This window comes from Paenibacillus sp. G34 (genome assembly GCF_056856875.1).
Window position 1 is genome coordinate 4,409,472 of the sequence record NZ_CM166469.1, and the last position, 19,341, is coordinate 4,428,812.

The window sequence follows — 19,341 nt, forward strand, 5'->3', positions numbered from 1 at the left end:
ACAATACAGCCGGCAGCATCAGTTATGGAATGAAGGTTTTTGCCAAGCTCGGTGACAAATAAACCTATTCGCAGTTTTTAAGTTAACAAATCAGCTAAATGAATTCATGCTCTACAGCCTTTTGCAAAGCCTCAAAAAAGTCCCTGTTTCTCTGGCTGTATCCCGGCTTGTTCAAAATCTCAAATGTACGTTCGATCCCCTTGTTCACTAATACCTGATCATTGGTAAGCAATCCGTAGCTTAAAATCGTTACACAGCAGTTAAAAAGATCACCCGTAGGCCAGTGATGCGGTCGTTTGGTCAAATATTCATCAACAGCAACAGCTTGATCTATGCGCGGCAGCAAATACTTGCTTTCAGCTTCCTTGAACCTGTCTGCTGTTTGCTGAGCAGCTTCTTGTATATTTTCAGAGGAAACAAGAACAGAATGTTTTTGCTGTGTATACCTTTCAACACTATTGCCGAAGCCGACTGGAGCATTTGAGATAAACGTTATTTGATGCTTTCCCAGAAATGTACGTAATCGTTCAGTGGCAGCTTCATAACGGCAGGCCATGACTGTAAACACAGCATACGGAGGTTTTGAATGAGTCAGATGACTATGTAAGCTCCAAACAATGCCCGGCTTGACATTTTTCTTGAACGCATAGTCCGTCGGGCTAGAATCAGGCTCTCTATATTCCACATACCCCTCTGGTGCAATGAATTTCCCTAATTCAGTATAAAACTGTTTTCGAATTCCCTCTTTTAGATTTCGCATGTCAATGTGCGCCTGCTACGTCTATAATTACGCGTTTCAACCAACCTATCCGTAACATAGCGAGCAGACCTCCTCCTTTTTTAGATTAAATCCTTCGGTTGCCAACGTAGACAAAATGAGTCAGGACGAAGACTGAACACTGTATCCTTTTTCGACCAATAATTGTATTATTCTCAAACAATAATAGAAGCTGTTCGCCAAGATCAAACTTTTCCTCATAAATAAAATACCCTATAAGATGGACTTTTTAAAGTGTCTATCCCACAGGGTATATGTGTCATTCTATAAATAGAGTAATCTTAATTTTTTTTGCTTCTCACTTCAAAAATAGCAAATTTCAGGTAATGTCCTTCATCTACGCCCAAAATTTGCGGATGATCCTTGCCGGCTGCTTTCCAGTCGATTAAACGCAGCACTTTGCCTGCATCTTCAGCCGCATCCGCAATCGTTTCAAGGAACAGGTCAGGACGCATATGGTAAGAGCAGCTTGCGGTCACCAAATATCCACCCTCGTTGACAAGTTTCATGCCTTGCAGGTTGATGTCCTTGTAGCCGCGGCATGCTCCCTTTACTGCCGATTTCGTTTTAGCAAATGCAGGCGGATCAAGGATAACGACATCAAACGTTTTTCCAGCACTGGACAATGCTTTGGAGGTATCTACCTTTTGCTCCGCTGCTCGCGCTCGTGCATTGCGCTCGTCAAGTCCTTTGACTTGCTCACGCAGATATTGAAAGGCGTCGGCTACCACGAATTCGACCCGATCTGTGAATCCATTTAGCTCCACATTGGTTCGTGCACTTTCGATCGCGTGCTCAGAGATATCGAGACAGGTTACTTTTTTCGCTCCATATTTGCACGCATTCAGGGTAAAGCTACCGGTATGAGAGAAACATTCCAGCACAGTTGCTCCGTCCCAATACGGGAAGGTAACCACTTTGCCGCTTTTGTTCACTGGCAGCAGCTGTTCAGTTCCTTCATGCTCGATCTGCTGCAGTGTGATGTCGCTTTTGTATCCCCAACCCTTCATTAGCGGCTCAATGGCCGCACGATTCTCACGCTGGTCGAAGAAGTACCCCGTTTTCTGTCCTTCCACAATATCCACCTTGATAAGTAGCCCATTTTCGGTCACAGTCACATGACGCGGGCATTCTCCATAGAGTGGCCCTTTGACCTGCTCCAGACCTTCCAATTCACGAATGGATACATCACTGCGTTCGTAAATACCTTCCGGCTGCATCACTTCAATTAGAGCCTGTACAATGGCTTCACGGCAACGATCCATACCTAGTGTAAGGATCTGCACAACTAAAATGCTGCCAAACCGGTCAACGATCAATCCGGGTAGGAAATCAGCTTCACCATAAACAAGACGGTAGGCTTCGCCATCCTGAATGAAGCGTTCCCGGTGACGCAGACAGTCATGGAAACGAGCCGCAAAAAAGGCGGTATCCATCTGTTCAAACTCCAAAGGCTGGTATGAGACTACACGAACGGTAATCTGGGAAGCCGGATTATAATATCCTGTCGCCAAGTAGCGACCTTGATGATTCAGTACGTTGACGATATCACCCGGTTCCGGGTTTCCTTCTACAGATGCAATTTCATTATTAAAAATCCAGGGATGAGCATGTTCCAGCCGCTTTTTGCGGTTTCGTTCCAGTGTTACGGATGGCAAGATTGATCCACTTCTTTCGTAAGTTAGTTGAAAAGATAGGTTTGGGCGGCAAAGACCGCTCCGGGGACGAATTGATTCTATGATCGCTGTTGTCCTCGGATTTTTCTGATTCCCTTCTCCAAAGGGAAAATCCGGTGACAAGTCTATGCTTCCGATGTAGCTTTCTTTCAGAAAGCTCTCAGGCGAGCGCTTCGCTTCTTCGAATTCAATTTCGTCCCCTCCGCTACGTTTGCCGAATCACCGTATCTTTTGAATTGGGGGCTGGCAGTTTTATGACGCTCCGGGAACGAATTGATTCTATGATCGCTGTTGTCCTCGGATTTTTCTGATTCCCTTCTCCAAAGGGAAAATCCGGTGACAAGTCTATGCTTCCGATGTAGCTTTCTTTCAGAAAGCTTTCAGGCGAGCGCTTCGCTTCTTCGAATTCAATTTCGTCCCCTCCGCTACGTTTGCCGAATCACCGTATCTTTTGAATTGGGGGTTGGCAGTCTTATGACGCTCCGGAGGCGAATTGATCCCATGATCGCTGATGTTCTCGGATTTTTCTGATTCCCTTTCTTCAAACGGAAAAATCCAGTGACAAGTCTATGCTTCCGATGTAGCTTTCTTTCAGAAAGCTTTCAGGCGAGCGCTTCGCTTCTTCGAATTCAATTTCGTCCCCTCCGCTACGTTTGCCGAATCACCGTATCTTTTGAATTGGGGGTTGGCCGTTTTATTCATTTCTCCCTGTGCTTGTCATGCTTGTCTCTGCTTCCTCATAGGATAAGTGATAAGGCATTGGACGGGAGGAATGATTCGGGATGTTCAGAGAAGTTATTCTGCCTCTATTATATGGGCTTATAATCTTTTTTGGCGGTATGAAGCTGATGGAAACGACGCTACAACGCATGGCAGGGCCGATGTTGGCAGAATGGTTGAACCGTGCCACTTCTGCCCCATGGAAAGGCATGGCGTTCAGTGCAGGTGCAACCGCTTTGTTGCAGAGTAGCACTGCCGTGACGGTGCTAACCATCGGGCTGGCAAACGCACGATTGATCACCTATGGGCGCACACTCGGTATTATCCTGGGAACCAATATTGGAACCTGCTTAACGACAGAGCTTGTCGGTCTTCAGATCGGACGTGCCGCACTGCCTTTGTTGCTTATATCTCTAACAGGCTGGGCTGTTTTTGTTATCCTTGGTGAACGCAACCAGATTGCTCCTGAACGTACTCGCCGTACTTTAGCGACAATCCAATTCAGCTTTCTTGCAGCAGCAGGTTTTGCTCTCGTCATGACGGGCATTCAAGTCATGCAATCCATCGCCGTTCCACTTCGGAGCATGGGTGTATTCCAATGGTTTCTGGAGCGTTCGACCGATAGCCTATGGTGGGGTTTTCTTGCCGGTGCGGTGCTGACCGCGCTGATTCACAGCAGCGCCGCGGTCATCAGTATGGCGATTACACTAGCAGCGACAGGCGTACTGCCTGTAGAGATCGGCATCGCCATTGTGATCGGGTCTAACGTCGGGACCTGTATCACTGCCGTAATTGCAGCCGCGGGCGGGGCTTCCGCAGGCAAATTTGTAGCAGCCTCCCATGTTGTTCTCAACATTGCCGGAGCACTGCTGTTTATGCCGCTGATCAGCCAGCTACATGCAGCATCAGCCTGGTTGTCAGCGGATCACGGGGCACAGATCGCGCATGCCCAGACCCTTTTTAACATCATCAGTTCATTGCTGGCTTTACCGTTCTGTTACTTGCCCATCTGGCACAAAAAAACACCTGTGCTTGCCCCGTCGGCAAAGAAACCTGTCGCTTAATAAGTCCTCACGATATCCGCATTACTGCCGACAGAATGTATAGGTAAGTAGACCATCATTCAAACCTAATGTCGTGCTGTTTTATACGTTAATACCCAGTTTGCTCAAGCCAATGCGCAAGATGTCATCGTTGTTATCGTATCCATTCTGCAGCTGGTTGGACCATGCCTCTTGTGGAGCATACCAATCCACGCCTTTGATCTCTTCGATCTGTGGCTGCAAGTCACCGCTTTCTGCTTCCACGAGGTAATAGTGTACTTCCTTGTCCACGGGTCCAAACTCGGCATGCTGATACGTATAAGCAATGATATTAATCGGCTCCACAATGCGCCCCACCATACCCGTCTCTTCCAAAATTTCACGGAGTGCCGTTTGTTCGATCGTTTCTCCATCTTCCATTTTGCCTTTGGCGAGTGTCGTTTTACCGTAACGGTCTACGATAAGCTGGATTTGGATCTGGCCATCCTCACCTGTTCTGTAGACAACGCCGCCTGCTGAAATTTCTTTTTTGTTCATGATGTTCTCCCCCATCTACTTCCATTCTTTTTATTGGCAAAGAAGGACCTCATCTCCCCGGGTATATTCCCCAAGGAAATGAAATCCTTGTTCATAACGCCATGATTACATCGCGGCGGGTTTCACATTCTCTTCCAGTACACGAACCAGCGTACCTTGGCTTTCATTTGCACCGGCTTCGGTCAACTTCACGCGGCACACTTTGCCTACCATATCCGGCGTTCCATCAAACACCAGTTGAATATAGTTGTCACTGTATCCGTGCAGCTTGCCACTGCCTTCGCGGCCTTTAGCTTCACCTTCAGGAATAACCTCGAGCACTTGTCCAACGAATTTCTCAGCATACTCCAGTTGCATCTGCTCAGACAGTTCGATCAGTTCATGGACTCGTTCATTTTTGACGTCATCGTCTACTTGATCCTCCATACGCGCTGCCGGAGTACCTGTCCGTTTGGAGTAAGGGAATACATGCATTTCCGAGAAACCGATTTTACGCATCAACTCGTAACCGTTACGATACATCTCATCTGTTTCGCCCGGGAAACCAACGATAACATCAGTCGTGATCGCGACATCCGGCATAGCCTCACGTATGCGCAACATTTTGTTGTAAAACTCTTCGGTTGTATATTTGCGGCGCATGCGTTTCAGAACTGTGTCATCTCCTGCTTGTAGCGGAATGTGGAAATGACGAACCAATTTATCCGAACGTTTAATGACATCCAGCATCCGGTCATCAATCTGGCTTGCTTCAATTGAACTGATCCGGATACGTTCCAGACCTTCCACTTTGTCTAGATCCCACAGCAAGTCGGTCAGATCATAGTTATCCATGTCATCTCCATACCCACCTGTATGAATACCCGTCAGGACAATCTCTTTGTAACCCGCTTGTACGAGCTGGTGTGCCTGCTGTACGATGCTGTTTGCCTCACGGCTACGGGACAGTCCACGGGACCAAGGAATGATGCAGAACGTGCAGAAGTTGTTACAACCATCTTGAATTTTAAGGAATGCACGCGTCCGATCCGCAAAATCCGGTACGTCCATTTCTTCAAACACCCGTGTTTTCATAATGTTGCGCACCGCATTGACAGGTTGACGGGATTCTTGAATTTCGTTTACATATGGCAAAATTTTATCCCGATCCTGGGTTCCAATGACCAGGTCCACGCCAGGGATGTCCAGAATCTCCGCAGGAGATGTCTGTGCATAACATCCGGTTACCGCTACAATGGCATCCGGATTGCGACGGATCGCACGGCGGATAATTTGACGACTCTTTTTGTCACCTGTATTCGTTACGGTACACGTATTAATCAAATAAACATCGGCAGTCTGTTCGTCGAAGTCAACCTGTTCATAGCCCTCGTTTTTGAACAATTGCCAAATTGCCTCTGTATCATAAAAGTTAACTTTGCAGCCCAAGGTGTAAAACGCCACGGATGGCATAATTACATTCCCCCCATTTCTCCAGATTCATATAAAACACAAGTTAGTGCAGCCATGCCAGCCGTCTCGGCTCGCAAAATGCGTTTGCCAAGTCCAACAGATATCGCACCTGCCTCATCTGCCTGAGTCGTTTCCTTTTCGGAAAACCCACCTTCAGGTCCAACAACAACCAGCACGTTTGCTCCTGTGTCAGAAGCAAGCTGCTGCACGAACGGCTTCAGAACATCTCTAAGCTGTTTGCCGTCCTCTTTTTCATAACAATAACATACAAGATCGTAGTCCCCAAAAGAAGATAACAGCCCTTTCCAAGAAAGCGGCTGCCCAACGGTTGGAATGCGGTTACGATGGCTCTGTTCAGCAGCTTCCTTGGCGATTTTCCGCCAACGCTCCAGACGTTTGCCTTCCTTCTTGGCGTCATATTGCACAATCGTACGTTCGGATAGAAAAGGCACAAAGGATACGGCGCCGATCTCTGTACATCTCTGTATGACCGTCTCCATCTTGTCCCCTTTGGGCAAGCTTTGTGCTACTGTTACATTCAACCTTGCTTCACGATCCATAACTAGCGGTTCCAGGATCGTCGCTTTTACTTCCCCTGCCTCAATACTTTCGATGGCGACCAATGCTTCTCTGGAGATTCCGTCGCTGACAATCAGCTTGTCTCCTGGCTTGCCGCGCATAACTTTGCCGATATGACGGGCATCATCCCCCGTAATCATCACTGCATGTTCACTGAACTGCTCTGCAGATACAAAATATCGCTGCATATGTTGTCCACCCATTCTTTCCTGTTATGACTGGAATTCTTCCTGCTGCAAACAGGCAAGAATCCAGTCGCCACAGATGATCATACAACTTTTATGTGCTTCTGACCAGCACTACGGTTCGATTACTGACCATTTATGAACGTATATTTAAAGATATAATTCAATAACGAGACCAACTAAATCCCGGTACATATCGTTCGCAAACAGATATAACGGTTGAATTGTGACCGCCTGTAATGGCGGAATAATTAGAATCAACAGGAAAACAATGATTGACCATTGTTCCACCCCTTGCAGCTTGCGGCTAATCGAAGGCGGCAGTACATCTTCAAGGATACGGTAACCGTCCAGCGGCGGAAGAGGGATGAGATTAAACATAAACAGGAAAAAGTTCGTGACACTGAACATCGGCAAAAATGTCATCACAGCTGTAACTACCCGCTCGTTTTCAATGTTCCCCAGTACACCTGATCCAAACAATATTCCGTAGATCACTGCTCCGATAATAGCCAGTAGCAGATTGCTCAGTGGGCCTACTACAGAAACAATCGTTCCCATGAGTCTCGGTTTGTCAAAGTTCGCACGGTTTACAGGTACAGGACGTGCCCATCCAAAACCTGCAATCACAAGTAAAAGCACCCCAAGCAGGTCAAAGTGCGCCACGGGGTTCAATGTAACCCTACCAAGTAGCTTGGCTGTGGGATCGCCAAATTTGTTGGCGAAATACGCATGTGAAAATTCATGTATCGTAAATGCAATCAGAATGGTCACCAGAAAAAAAGGCAGTTGATCCAGCGGAAGACGGAAAATCCGATCTAAGAAATCCATAGACTACCTCTTTCTGGCTTCAAAGGCTAGCCAGTCCTCTTCACGCTCAATCATGCGAACTTCAAATCCTGATGCCACCAGTGCATCATGTACAACCTGCTCCTTGTTCTTCCATATCCCCGAAACGATATAGATGCCACCAGACTCCAGTGCATTATACACATCATCGACGAAAAGCAAAATAATCTCAGCCAAGATGTTGGCTACAATAATTTTGACCGGTAGCTTGACACCCAGAGCAGGATCTTGGCTTCCTAGGACAGATAATAGATCACTTTCTTTGACCGTGATCTGTTGTTGCATTTTGTTCAATTCCACGTTTTCCATCGCACTTGTTACAGCAACCGGATCAAGATCAAGTGCGAGCACGTGCTTTGCACCCAAATGTACCGCGCCAATGGCCAAAATACCGGAACCCGTACCCACATCAATGATTTCTTCGCCGCCTTGAATTACCTTTTCTAATGTACGCAGACAAAGGGTTGTCGTTGGATGCGTGCCCGTACCAAAAGCCATTCCCGGGTCCAGCTCAATAATTTTCTCATCCGCGCTCTCTGGTGTATATTCCTCCCACGTTGGTTTGATCGTCAAACGATCCGATATACGTACTGGTTTGAAGTATTGTTTCCAAGCTGTTGCCCAGTCATTTTCATCAACTGTACGCGTTTCGTAACGAACCTCCCCGACATTAATTCCAAATTCGGGCAACTCTTCAATTCTTGGATTTACTTCTGCCTGCAAGGCAGTCATGTCTGTACCTTCGGAGAAATATCCTTTGATGACGGCAAAACCTTCAGGAATATCATTCAGTGGAACATCGTATAACTCACCATAGGTTGTATCCCGTTTTTTATTTAAAGTACCGGATTCTTCAATCGACACCCCTCCAGCACCTGCTTCATGCAAAAAATTCGAAATCATCTCCACAGCTTCTTCTGTGGTATGTATTGTTAGTTCATGCCATAACATACGTGGTTTTGCCTCCTCAATAATTAAAAACGTCGTTTGCCTGCTTATAATTTAAACATCCCAACTATTGTACTACACATGCAAGCCGAAGCACAAAGCATACTCATAAAAGAAAACAAAACAGGATATCCGCAGTCAAACTGCTCGAATATCCTGTCCCATTTTTTCGGTACTTGTCGATCTTCTCAGGAACACAACTAGTAAAAACGTCCGCCGTTCTGTGTGATCATCTCTGCAGCTTGTGGCAAAGACTCCTGAGAGACAGATACCGTCAACAAAATGCCTTGTTTTTTGCTTCCCGCTACATCGTCCGCTGGAAGGTCATAGACCTGTCCTCCTGATAACATCTCGGTTTCATCACTGATTAGAGCAAGTACATTTAGTTCGCCACTGAAACCGCCAACAACCGCTGTTGGCGAGTTATCCTGATCCTGAATGCCAATTGAACCAGGTGTATCTGCATTCTCACGCAAACTTTCGACACGCAATTGGTTAGGATGCAGCAATTCCAATGCTCTGCGTGCAGATTCGGCTTCTGACCAACTCGTGAACACAGCCTCAAGTGTGACCGCTGAGCGATCTTCAGTCATGAATTTCTCGGCCCTGACGACGATCCGCTGCCTCACTACGGCGCAATGCTTCGATATCCTCATGATCAGCTGCTTCTGCGCTAAACTCCACATCCTCATTTTTTGCCGATTGCAGACGTTTCATCTTCTCTGTTTTTGTTAAAATTTCACCTGGTCGTTGTCGATTCGCCATGTTGTTCTTCCTCCCTTAGTATTTACACATACACTCCGATGACAGAATAACCTTCCAATCGCTGTTATCCCCAGATTTTTTTGATTCCCTTTTTCAAGGGTAAAATCCGGTGATAAAGGCGAAGCGTATGCTTCCGATGCTAGCTTTCTTTCAGAAAGCTTTTAGCTCCGCTTTTTCAGGTTTTTTCTGTCCTCTCCGTTGCTGTGTAAATGATCTTATTGCTCAAATCAGATCATTCCACCGGCTTGTTCGATAATCGACATTGCTCGGTGATGTACCTCTTCATCTACAACAACAGTTAATAAGATGTCCCTTCCTGTTGGGCCGCCTTGTCCGCCATCACTCATTCCGCTCGCAGCAGGGTCTGCCGCAGCCATGATGCCTGAACTGGCATTGGTTTGCATCGCATCAGGTACCCATGATGAGTAACTTCCAGAGATACCCGGTTTGTAGGAGGCACCACTCGGCCCTACACCCGCATAACGGCTAAAACGATTAATGGATAGGTCTTCCACTCGTAGCGCCTCCAATTTTTTGACCACTCCCTGAGCCTGCTCCGGGCTATGAAAATAGGCCAAAATATTTTTCTCCGTCACTTGCTCCACCTGCTTCCTTGAGTTCTCCCAACCTGTATCTGTTTAACATATCGTTCCCGCCATGCTATCTTTCCGCAACCGAGCCCAGAATATACCGAATTTACGATCGTTGGACACTTAGAAACACATCCAATCAACTAATCCACATAAAAAAGACACCCTCGATAATCAAAGATCATCGAAAGTGTCCTCATGACTACTTCATATATGAATCAGTCGCCGCGAAAGGCGCGTTTAACTCGATCAAAAAACGATTGCTCATGCTCATGGGTTTGTTCGCCGTCCAGTGCAGCAATTTGACGAAGCAGTTCTTTCTGCTCGTCACTCAGCTTACTCGGCGTAACCACAACGACCTTCACATGCTGATCCCCTTGTCCCATACCGCGCAGACGTGGCACACCTTTGCCTTTGAGGCGGAAGTATGTTCCGGTTTGAGTACCCGCCGGAATTTTCAGCTTCACTTTTTCGGTCAGTGTCGGGATTTCAATCTCATCTCCCAGTGCTGCTTGTGCAAACGTCAGTGGAATCTCACAGTAGATGTCATCGCCTTCGCGCTCAAAGAAATCGTGAGACTTCACACGAATGACAATATACAGATCGCCTGCCGGGCCACCGCGAAGACCACCTTCGCCTTCACCTGTCATACGCAACTGTGCACCGTCATCCACACCCGCTGGAATGCGAACATGAATTTTGCGCTGTTTGCGAACTTTACCGCTGCCGCTGCACGTTGTACATTTTTCTTTAATAATCTGCCCTGTACCGCTACAATTCGAACAAGCACGGCGATTCACCATACGACCGAACGGTGTATTTTGAACCACTTCCTGTTGCCCGCTGCCGTGACAGACCGAGCACGATTCCGGCTTCGTTCCAGGCTTCGCACCCGAACCGTGACAAGTATCACAGCCCTCCGTACGCGGAATCGTGATATCTGATTCCTTGCCAAATACAGCTTCCTTGAACTCAATGGTCATGGTGTACTGCAGGTCGTTCCCCCGTTGTGGAGCATTCGGATCACGACGCCCGCCACCACCGCCAAAGAACATATCGAAGATGTCGCCGAATCCGCCGCCACCAAAGTCTCCACCGCCAAAACCACCTTGGTTCGGATCAATGTGACCATACTGGTCGTACTGAGCACGCTTCTGGCTGTCACTTACGACATCATAAGCTTCTTTTACTTCTTTAAATTTGGCTTCCGCATCTGCTTCCTTGTTAACGTCAGGGTGATACTGACGGGCGAGCTTACGGTAAGCCTTTTTGATTTCCTCGTCGCTTGCATTTTTGCTTAATCCGAGTACCTCATAATAATCACGTTTTTCAGCCACTCTTCCACCCCCATAACATTCACCTTATCGCACATCGTGACAAAAGGAAAGTCAAAGCACGGGAGCCCCGGCTATGACTTTCCCTTTAATCCGAACGTCACCGATGTTTTAACTCGCAGGCTATCGCGAATTAATTATTTTTTATCTTCGTCTACAACTTCGTAATCAGCGTCTACGACGTTGTCACGTTTCGCAGAACCTTGTTGCTCTTCAGCACCTTGAGCTGCTTGCTCCTGAGCTTGAGCTTGCTCATACAGTTTAACAGACAACTGTTGAACGATCTCAGTCAACTCTTCTGTAGCCGCTTTGATGTCTTCCAAATTGTCGGAAGCCAGCACGCCTTGCAATTTTTCTTTAGCAGCATTTGCTTTTTCTACTTCGCCTGCATCTGCTTTTTCGCCAAGATCTTTGATCGTTTTGTCTACAGAATAGATCAATTGGTCTGCACTGTTTTTCGCTTCTACAAGCTCTTTACGTTTCTTGTCTTCCTCAGCATGAAGCTCAGCATCTTTCATCATTTGCTCAACTTCAGCATCGCTCAGACCGCTGGAAGAAGTGATTGTAATTTTTTGTGTTTTGTTTGTACCTTTGTCTGTTGCAGACACGTTAACGATACCGTTAGCATCGATATCGAAGCTAACTTCGATTTGCGGTACACCGCGTGGTGCTGGAGGGATATCTCCCAACATGAAGCGACCAAGCGTTTTATTGCCAGCTGCCATCTCGCGCTCACCCTGCAGGACGTGAATCTCAACACTAGGTTGATTATCTGCATAAGTGGAGAACACTTGAGATTTGCTTGTAGGGATCGTCGTGTTACGCTCGATCATTTTCGTAAATACGCCACCTGCAGTTTCAATACCCAGGGACAGCGGAGTTACGTCCAGCAATACTACGTCTTTCACGTCACCTGTCAGTACGCCCGCTTGTACAGCTGCACCCAAGGCAACAACTTCGTCCGGGTTAACACCTTTGTGCGGCTCTTTACCTGTCAGTTTTTTGATCGCTTCCTGTACAGCTGGAATACGAGTGGAACCACCAACCAACACGATTTTGTCGATATCGTTAGGTGTCATGCCCGCATCGCTCAGTGCACGGCGAGTTGGTTCAAGCGTACGCTCAACCAGACCAGCAGAAAGCTCTTCGAATTTCGCACGGCTCAGGTTCAATTCCAAGTGCTGAGGAACGCCATCAGCAACCGTGATGAACGGCAGGGAAATCGTTGTAGTCAATACGCCGGAAAGCTCTTTTTTCGCCTTCTCAGCTGCATCTTTCAGACGTTGTACAGCTGCTTTATCTTTGCTCAGATCAATACCTTGATCTTTTTTGAATTCACTTACGAGATAGTCAATGATCACTTGGTCAAAGTCATCGCCACCCAGTTGGTTGTCACCACTAGTTGCTTTTACTTCGAAGAAACCATCACCCAGTTCCAGGATGGATACGTCGAACGTACCGCCGCCCAGGTCATATACCAGAATGGTTTGGTCTTCGGATTTTTCCATACCATATGCCAAAGCTGCTGCTGTTGGCTCGTTGACGATACGAAGTACTTCCAGACCTGCGATTTTACCCGCATCTTTCGTTGCTTGACGCTGACTGTCATTGAAATAAGCTGGAACAGTAATAACCGCTTGAGTTACCGTTTGACCCAGGTATGCCTCTGCATCAGCTTTCAGTTTTTGCAAGATGATTGCAGAGATTTCTTGTGGAGAATAATCTTTGGTGTCGATCGTTTCTTTGTGGGATGTACCCATGTGACGCTTAATGGAAATGATCGTGCGATCCGGGTTCGTGATCGCTTGACGTTTCGCTGTTTCACCAACGACACGCTCGCCATCCTTTTTGAAACCTACAACGGAAGGAGTGGTACGCGCACCCTCCGGGTTTGGAATAACTACAGCCTCGCCGCCTTCCATAACGGCTACGCATGAGTTGGTTGTTCCTAAGTCAATACCGATTACTTTGCTCATCGGAAAATTTCCTCCTCAACAATTTAAAATGAATAGGCACTTATCAGCCTTATTGTGTTAGTAAGTGATCTGCTCTATGTGTACAAAACCTGTATATAAAACTCGTCCCTTTGCTCAGCTTAAATTAAGAACTTACCTTAACCATAGCCGGACGAAGTACTTTATCCTTCAACATGTAGCCTTTTTGAACCTCTTCCACAACGATGCCTTCTTCATGCTCATCGCTCTCCACTTGCATAATCGCTTGGTGGAATTCAGGATTAAACGGTTGTCCAACCGTTTCCATTGGAGTCAGTCCTTCGTTCGTCAACACGGTTTCCAATTGACGCAAGATCATTTGAAACCCTTTGGCAAAAGATTCAGTTTCCGTACCTTCCGGTACAGTAGCCATAGCTCGCTCGAAATTATCCATCACTGGAATCAGTTCGGTGACCAGCTTCATCGAAGCGTATTTGGCAAGCTCTTCTTTTTCCTTCTGTGTGCGACGACGGAAGTTATCAAAATCAGCTTGCGCACGTACCAAACGCTGCTGCGTTTCCTCAGCCTCTGCTTTCAAACGTGACAACTCATTTTGCTCCTGATCTGTTATCTCCTCAGCCTGCGCTTCTGCAGCTGCAGCCTCATTGACAGGCTCCTGCTCAGCGGCTGTTACTTCTTGCTCTTCTGTGAATGATTGCTCCTCTTTCAAGATGTTCACCTCCTTATAAGAATGAATCGTAATTCCCACTTTGCTTATTTGAAGCGAGTCGTAAGCATAGTCGTAAGATCACGGGATAATGTATTTAAAATATGGATGACACGTGCATAATCCATACGGGTCGGTCCTAGAATTCCAATAGAGCCAAGTGCTTCGCCGTCCAATGAATAGGAAGCTGTAATCAAGCTACAGTTCGCAAAGGCCTCGTGATCATTTTCGGTACCAATTCGCACCTGAATTCCAGACCCGCCGGGCACTGGCATCATCAATTTCATTAATGTTGGTGTCTCATCTAACAAGTCCAGAATATCCTTAACCTTTTCAACATCTCTGAACTCCGGTTGTGTTAACATATTGGTCGCGCCGCTGAGGAACAGACGATTGTCATGTTCATTGTCAAATGCACTGTTGAGTACCTGCATAACTTCCTCATAACGTGTGATATGACGCTCCATCTCTTGACCCAGCTCAGTATAAAGACGTGATTTCAGCTTGTAGATCGGTACGCCTACCAATTTGCTGTTTAACAAACGAACCACATTCTCCATCTCCGCAACCGAGATTTCGGGCGGAATCTGAACCGTCTTGTTTTCTACTTGACCGGTGTTCGTCACTATAATGGCTACAGCTTCATTCTCATTCAACGGAAGCAACTGGAAATGACGCAGTGACGTGTGAAACACCTCAGGTCCAAGTAAAATTGAAGTATAATTCGTCATATGAGACAAAATGTTGGATGCATGTTGAATGACCTGTTCCATCACATTCAGCTTTTCTGCAAAGAATGACTTTAAATCATCCAATTCCTGTGGCTCCACCTGATTCCAAGGAACCAAGTGATCGACATAATATCGATAGCCCTTGTGAGAAGGAATTCGTCCAGCCGATGTGTGCGGCTGTTCCAGAAAACCCATCTCTTCCAGATCGGCCATTTCATTACGAATGGTCGCCGGACTGTATCCAACATCTCCTCTTTTGGAAATGCTTCGGGACCCTACGGGCTCAGCTGAACGGATATAGTCATCCACTATAGCGTTCAGAATCATTCGTTGACGCTCTGTTAACATGGTGAGTATTCCCTCCTTCTGACTGTACTGTCCCATGTCGTTAGCACTCCAGTTAGATGAGTGCTAATCGGTAATACAAAAATACCAAACTGACATGATCATTGTCAAGTGAGTTTGCCGAATGAAATCATCTATTTATAGTATAGGCCAATAACCTTCACTTATAACGCATATTATGAACCTTGGTGTTATAATTCTGGGTCCACAGGATAATGTCTCAGGCTGAAACGTGCCCCTCCCAGTGGAGAATCACTATACACCAAATCTGCATGAAGATGTACTGCCAGTTGTTTGCTGATCGCGAGTCCCAGTCCTGTGACCCCATTATTCCCGGTATAAAAACGTCGGAAAATATGCTGCCTGTCAAGCTCATTCAAACCTGGTCCATCATCATCAACATGAAATATCCAGTCAGCATGATTGTCACCCGGGTACTCCAATGTCAATTTCACTTGCGTTTGGGTATGACGTACTGCATTTTGTAGCAGGTTTAGCAGAATCTGAAATAGCTGCTCACCAGCTGTTTCAACCATGCACGAATTCGCTTCTGCTGTCAAACGAACCCCCCGTTGAAGTGCGGTTGGCATAAGCAGATACACTGCCTCATCAGCCATGCTCTTCAAGTCAATGACTGTCATTGGCCACTCTTCTTCTACGGTTTCCAGTCTGGAGAGCTGGATTAGCTTACCCACCATATCGATGAGTCGCTGTGACTGTGCAGCAATAATATCAAGCCCCTGATCGGTGGATACCACTTGGTCTTGAATAGCATATACGTAGCCCTGAATGGACATCAACGGTGTCTTAAGCTCATGAGATACATTTTGCAGAAATTCCAGCTGATGCCGGTGATGGTCATCGAGTCTGTTGCTCATCAATTGAAAGGTATGGATCAATTCTCCGATCTCTGTGTGGTCAGCTTGCAGAAATTGCTTCTTGTCAGGCATATTAGGTTCATATTTACTTACAGCTTCTTTGAGTCTGTTAAGCGGTTGTACGGTACGCCATACCGCGAACAATCCGATTAACAGGATGACAACAAAACTTGCAGCAATAGACAGAAGTGTTGTCCGGAATAATGGAATATACATCGCCCTGAGTGAAGAGAGCGGAGAATACAAAATCACCCTGAACTGTTTATGTGACAGCTCAGCCTCACTGTAGAGTACCTTTTTCCCATTTAAAATCATATACCCTTCATGTGTACCCGGAAATCCCTCCAGTTTCATTCCCACACGACCTGCACTGCTCGAGGCGACAATTTTATCATCTCCATCGATCACAAAATAGTCCGCGTAAAAAAGAATGTCCTTAATAAAGAAACGGAAACTGTCATTGTCCAGATCCTCCAGGTCATCTACACGAATGATCTTAACGGCCTTTTGCGTTTGACCATGTAGTTGCTGCTTGACTTGATTGAGCAGAATATCATCGAATAGGTGGATAAAAAACAGAACCGTAAACGCCACGGTAACGAGCACACTTGCAAACAAGGCCAGCAGCATTTTGCTACGTATCGTTTTCATCGCGCATGTACAGCTGCTTTATAGCCGAACCCCCACACCGTATCAATAGTCAGTGTCGCTTGAACCTGTACAAGCTTTTTGCGAATCCGTTTCACGAGATCATCAACCACGCGTACTTCACCATAAAAATCATAATTCCAAACCTGTTGTATGAGCTGTTCCCGACTGAAGGGACGATCCAAATGTTGGGACAAAAATAACAAAAGCTCATATTCCCTGCCTGTTAGTCCAAGTTCTTCTCCGCGGACGTCGACACGACGAAAATCTTCTGAAATTTGCACGTTGCCAATACTAAAATAAGTCCCATCCTTCGACTCAGGCTGCATCGCTTCCTTTAATTCACTGCCTTGTGACAACCGACTGCTTTGTATCAAACGAAGCATACTTTTCACTCTGGCCACCAATTCGCGTGGATTAAAGGGTTTGCTTAGAAAATCGTTGCAGCCCAGTTCCAGACCATTCAAACGGTCAATCTCTTCTCCTCGCGCAGAAACCATAATAATAGGAATTTCGGTGAACGTCCGTAGCTCGGTCAGGAGCGTTAGCCCATCAACCCCTGGCATCATAATATCAAGAATCAGACAATCCGGTTTTTTTGAACGAACTTCCCCCACCAACTCTCTGCCATGAGCAAACGATGTCACTTCATACTGTTCCTTCTTCAAATAACCTGTAATGAGTTGCAAAATAGATGGATCATCGTCCACTACAAAAATACGCGGCATTGGCGTTCACCTCAATCACGAATATATCATTTCTGGTATGTTTCTTATTTAATATGTCACTAATAATGTACCAGAATCAGTACCTTCATTTCAAAACTCTCATGAATGCACCCAATTTTAAATTCATATCAAAAGCCAACATAGCAAAGGCGGAGGTTCCCATAAGAGAAACTCCGCCTGTATGCCGCTGTGTGTCTTGTGTCACTGATGCATCATTCGTTAGACTGAACCGGTACAGTTAGGACACATCCAAGGCCATCTTCTTATTTATGGGATGAGCTTGATTTTGCTGCATCGTTTTTGTTGGTAACATTGGTTTTGGCTGGCGCTTTGGTTGCAGCCGCTTTGTGTGTTGTAGTTGCAGCTGGTGCTTTGTGTGTTGTCACAGCAGTTGTTTTATGTGTAGCCGTTTTTGGAGTTGTTGCAGTTGATGATTTTTTTGCTCCAGCTTTTGGTGCTGTTTTGTTTGCAGTCGTTTTAGCTACTGGGGTTTTCGTTCCCACTGCTTTTTTAGTTGTTGCTTTGTGCGCTACGATTTTGTGAGCGGCTTTTTTCGCTTTGTGTGCTGTTTGTTTTGCTTTGTGTGCTGTAGCCTTTGCTGCCGCTGATGCTTTATGTGCGGTCTGTTTTGCTTTGTGAGACGTCGTTTTTGCTGTATGTGTTACTGCTTTTACTTTGTGTGCAGTTTTTTTCCCCTTGTGATGCATCGCTGTGGTTTTATGTGAAGCTCTTTTTGCTTTATGATTAACCTTTGATTTGTGTACAGCCTTTTTGGCTTTATGTTTCGCCACTTTTGCTTTATGAGCAGTCTTTTTTGCTTTATGCGTCACTGTGTTGGCTTTATGAGTTGTTGTTTCCTTCTTCGTTGTAGCCGTTGACTTGGTAGGAGTCGTTTTAGCTCCAGTCGTTTTCGTCGGCGTTACAGCGGATTTGGTTGCTGGAGTCGTTGTTGATTTTGTTACGGGTTTGCTTGTTGAGTTAGCCGATGCTCCAGCTTTTTGTGTTTCAGTAGGTTTCACGGAATTCACAACAGGCGTTGCTGCAAAGGCACTTCCTGCTCCACCAATTACACTCATTGCTGTTACCAAAGCTGCTACATGTTTTGTCCATTTTTTCATGATCGGTCACCTCATTCTTAAGATTGAGCCATCTGCATACTCCCCACTGGAGACGTTGGAAACCTTGTTCCCATACATGTTCTCCAGTTGTTTCATTGTGAAGTTTTTCTGCAGATCGCTTATGTAAGTTCATCTTAACAAGAGGATGTGTGAGAATAATGGAATAAGTGTGTGAAAAGTATATGAAAAAACTGAAGCACAAAAAAAGACCACAAGCCTTTTGAAACCTTAGGTTTCTTGGGCTGTGATCTTTATCTTTTTATTCATATAAGCGTATAACTACGCTGACACATTCAGTTCTTTCAGAACCGCAATCTCGTCACAGCAATCCTGCTTGCTGCAATGAACGCAGTCCGTCCATACTTTCTCAGGGAAGATTTCTTTTTCCACAACAGCAAAACCATTTTTCAGAAAAAAGGAAACTTCATACGTGAGAGCCATCACCTTTGGAATCTGTTGTCTCTCCGCCTCTTCTACAAGCCGGTCAAGTAGACGGGACCCGATGCCCAGCCCCTTATACCCCTCTGAAATGCCCAGTGATCTTACTTCCACCAGGTCATTGCCCAGACGACATAATGAGCCGCAGCCTACGACAACTCCATCCACCTCAGCCACAATAAAATGCTCCAGCTGCCTACGCAGTACTTCCCGTGAACGCGGAAGCATGATCCCACGCTCTGCATATCCCTTAATCATCTCAAACAGTGGTTCAACATCTTCCGGTACAGCTTTCCTGCATATAACCGACATCCAGCTCTCCTCCTATAACGACGCTT

At 46.1% G+C, this 19,341-nt stretch carries 19 protein-coding genes; 1 reads left to right on the forward strand and 18 read right to left on the reverse strand.

The genetic code is table 11. The features are described 5' to 3' along the window. Positions 1–94 precede the first annotated feature (94 nt). Both AC1VYS_RS20145 and AC1VYS_RS20150 read right to left on the reverse strand, forming a co-directional pair. Entirely contained in the window at positions 95–760 is a 666-nt protein-coding gene (locus AC1VYS_RS20145) for a hypothetical protein (RefSeq protein WP_482911168.1), read from the reverse strand. A 299-nt stretch (positions 761–1,059) separates the two neighbouring features. After that, entirely contained in the window at positions 1,060–2,436 is a 1,377-nt protein-coding gene (locus AC1VYS_RS20150; RefSeq protein ID WP_482911169.1) for a class I SAM-dependent rRNA methyltransferase, read from the reverse strand. Between the two features lie 800 nt (positions 2,437–3,236). Between AC1VYS_RS20150 and AC1VYS_RS20155 the strand changes: the two genes are divergently transcribed. Next, a complete protein-coding gene (locus tag AC1VYS_RS20155) occupies positions 3,237–4,238 on the forward strand; it encodes a Na/Pi cotransporter family protein (RefSeq protein ID WP_482911170.1) in 1,002 nt (333 codons plus the stop codon). 81 nt (positions 4,239–4,319) lie between these two features. Here the strand turns inward: AC1VYS_RS20155 and AC1VYS_RS20160 are convergent, their stop codons facing one another. The 16 genes from AC1VYS_RS20160 to AC1VYS_RS20235 all read right to left on the reverse strand — a co-directional run bounded on the left by AC1VYS_RS20160 (position 4,320) and on the right by AC1VYS_RS20235 (position 19,315). Further along, entirely contained in the window at positions 4,320–4,757 is a 438-nt protein-coding gene (locus AC1VYS_RS20160) for an NUDIX hydrolase (RefSeq protein ID WP_482915074.1), read from the reverse strand. 102 nt (positions 4,758–4,859) lie between these two features. Continuing rightward, the gene (mtaB, locus tag AC1VYS_RS20165; RefSeq protein WP_482911171.1) at positions 4,860–6,206 is read right to left on the reverse strand and encodes a tRNA (N(6)-L-threonylcarbamoyladenosine(37)-C(2))-methylthiotransferase MtaB; all 1,347 of its coding nucleotides are present in this window, start codon (positions 6,204–6,206) and stop codon (positions 4,860–4,862) included. A 2-nt stretch (positions 6,207–6,208) separates the two neighbouring features. Continuing rightward, positions 6,209–6,973 (reverse strand): RsmE family RNA methyltransferase, encoded by a 765-nt coding sequence (locus tag AC1VYS_RS20170; protein WP_482911172.1) that lies wholly within the window; start codon positions 6,971–6,973, stop codon positions 6,209–6,211. Between the two features lie 147 nt (positions 6,974–7,120). After that, positions 7,121–7,801: a site-2 protease family protein gene (locus AC1VYS_RS20175; protein WP_090914779.1), complete on the reverse strand. Its 681-nt coding sequence runs from the start codon at positions 7,799–7,801 to the stop codon at positions 7,121–7,123. A 3-nt stretch (positions 7,802–7,804) separates the two neighbouring features. After that, on the reverse strand, positions 7,805–8,770 hold the full coding sequence (gene prmA, locus AC1VYS_RS20180; RefSeq protein WP_482911173.1) for a 50S ribosomal protein L11 methyltransferase: 966 nt from the start codon (positions 8,768–8,770) through the stop codon (positions 7,805–7,807). 197 nt (positions 8,771–8,967) lie between these two features. Further along, positions 8,968–9,360 carry a hypothetical protein gene (locus AC1VYS_RS20185; protein ID WP_482911174.1) on the reverse strand — a complete coding sequence of 131 codons (393 nt, stop codon included), beginning with the start codon at positions 9,358–9,360 and terminating at the stop codon, positions 8,968–8,970. Next, positions 9,353–9,532, reverse strand: a complete 180-nt coding sequence (locus AC1VYS_RS20190) for a YfhD family protein (RefSeq protein ID WP_123062588.1) — start codon at positions 9,530–9,532, stop codon at positions 9,353–9,355. Before AC1VYS_RS20190 ends, AC1VYS_RS20185 begins: the two co-directional genes overlap by 8 nt. A 227-nt stretch (positions 9,533–9,759) precedes the next feature. Next, positions 9,760–10,128: a hypothetical protein gene (locus AC1VYS_RS20195; RefSeq protein ID WP_482915075.1), complete on the reverse strand. Its 369-nt coding sequence runs from the start codon at positions 10,126–10,128 to the stop codon at positions 9,760–9,762. 212 nt (positions 10,129–10,340) lie between these two features. After that, entirely contained in the window at positions 10,341–11,459 is a 1,119-nt protein-coding gene (dnaJ, locus tag AC1VYS_RS20200) for a molecular chaperone DnaJ (protein ID WP_441929392.1), read from the reverse strand. Between the two features lie 134 nt (positions 11,460–11,593). Then, complete coding sequence (dnaK, locus tag AC1VYS_RS20205) at positions 11,594–13,432, reverse strand: molecular chaperone DnaK (RefSeq protein ID WP_482911175.1); 1,839 nt, start codon at positions 13,430–13,432, stop codon at positions 11,594–11,596. Positions 13,433–13,556: 124 nt separating this feature from the next. Further along, positions 13,557–14,123 carry a nucleotide exchange factor GrpE gene (gene grpE, locus AC1VYS_RS20210; protein WP_482915076.1) on the reverse strand — a complete coding sequence of 189 codons (567 nt, stop codon included), beginning with the start codon at positions 14,121–14,123 and terminating at the stop codon, positions 13,557–13,559. 41 nt (positions 14,124–14,164) lie between these two features. Then, entirely contained in the window at positions 14,165–15,196 is a 1,032-nt protein-coding gene (hrcA, locus tag AC1VYS_RS20215) for a heat-inducible transcriptional repressor HrcA (protein WP_090914795.1), read from the reverse strand. A 188-nt stretch (positions 15,197–15,384) separates the two neighbouring features. Beyond that, positions 15,385–16,722 carry a sensor histidine kinase gene (locus tag AC1VYS_RS20220; RefSeq protein WP_482911176.1) on the reverse strand — a complete coding sequence of 446 codons (1,338 nt, stop codon included), beginning with the start codon at positions 16,720–16,722 and terminating at the stop codon, positions 15,385–15,387. Next, complete coding sequence (locus AC1VYS_RS20225) at positions 16,719–17,447, reverse strand: response regulator transcription factor (protein WP_482911177.1); 729 nt, start codon at positions 17,445–17,447, stop codon at positions 16,719–16,721. Before AC1VYS_RS20225 ends, AC1VYS_RS20220 begins: the two co-directional genes overlap by 4 nt. Before the next feature lie 263 nt (positions 17,448–17,710). Then, positions 17,711–18,565 (reverse strand): hypothetical protein, encoded by an 855-nt coding sequence (locus tag AC1VYS_RS20230; protein WP_482911178.1) that lies wholly within the window; start codon positions 18,563–18,565, stop codon positions 17,711–17,713. A gap of 279 nt (positions 18,566–18,844) precedes the next feature. Next, a complete protein-coding gene (locus AC1VYS_RS20235) occupies positions 18,845–19,315 on the reverse strand; it encodes an N-acetyltransferase (protein WP_464677836.1) in 471 nt (156 codons plus the stop codon). Positions 19,316–19,341: the final 26 nt, after the last annotated feature.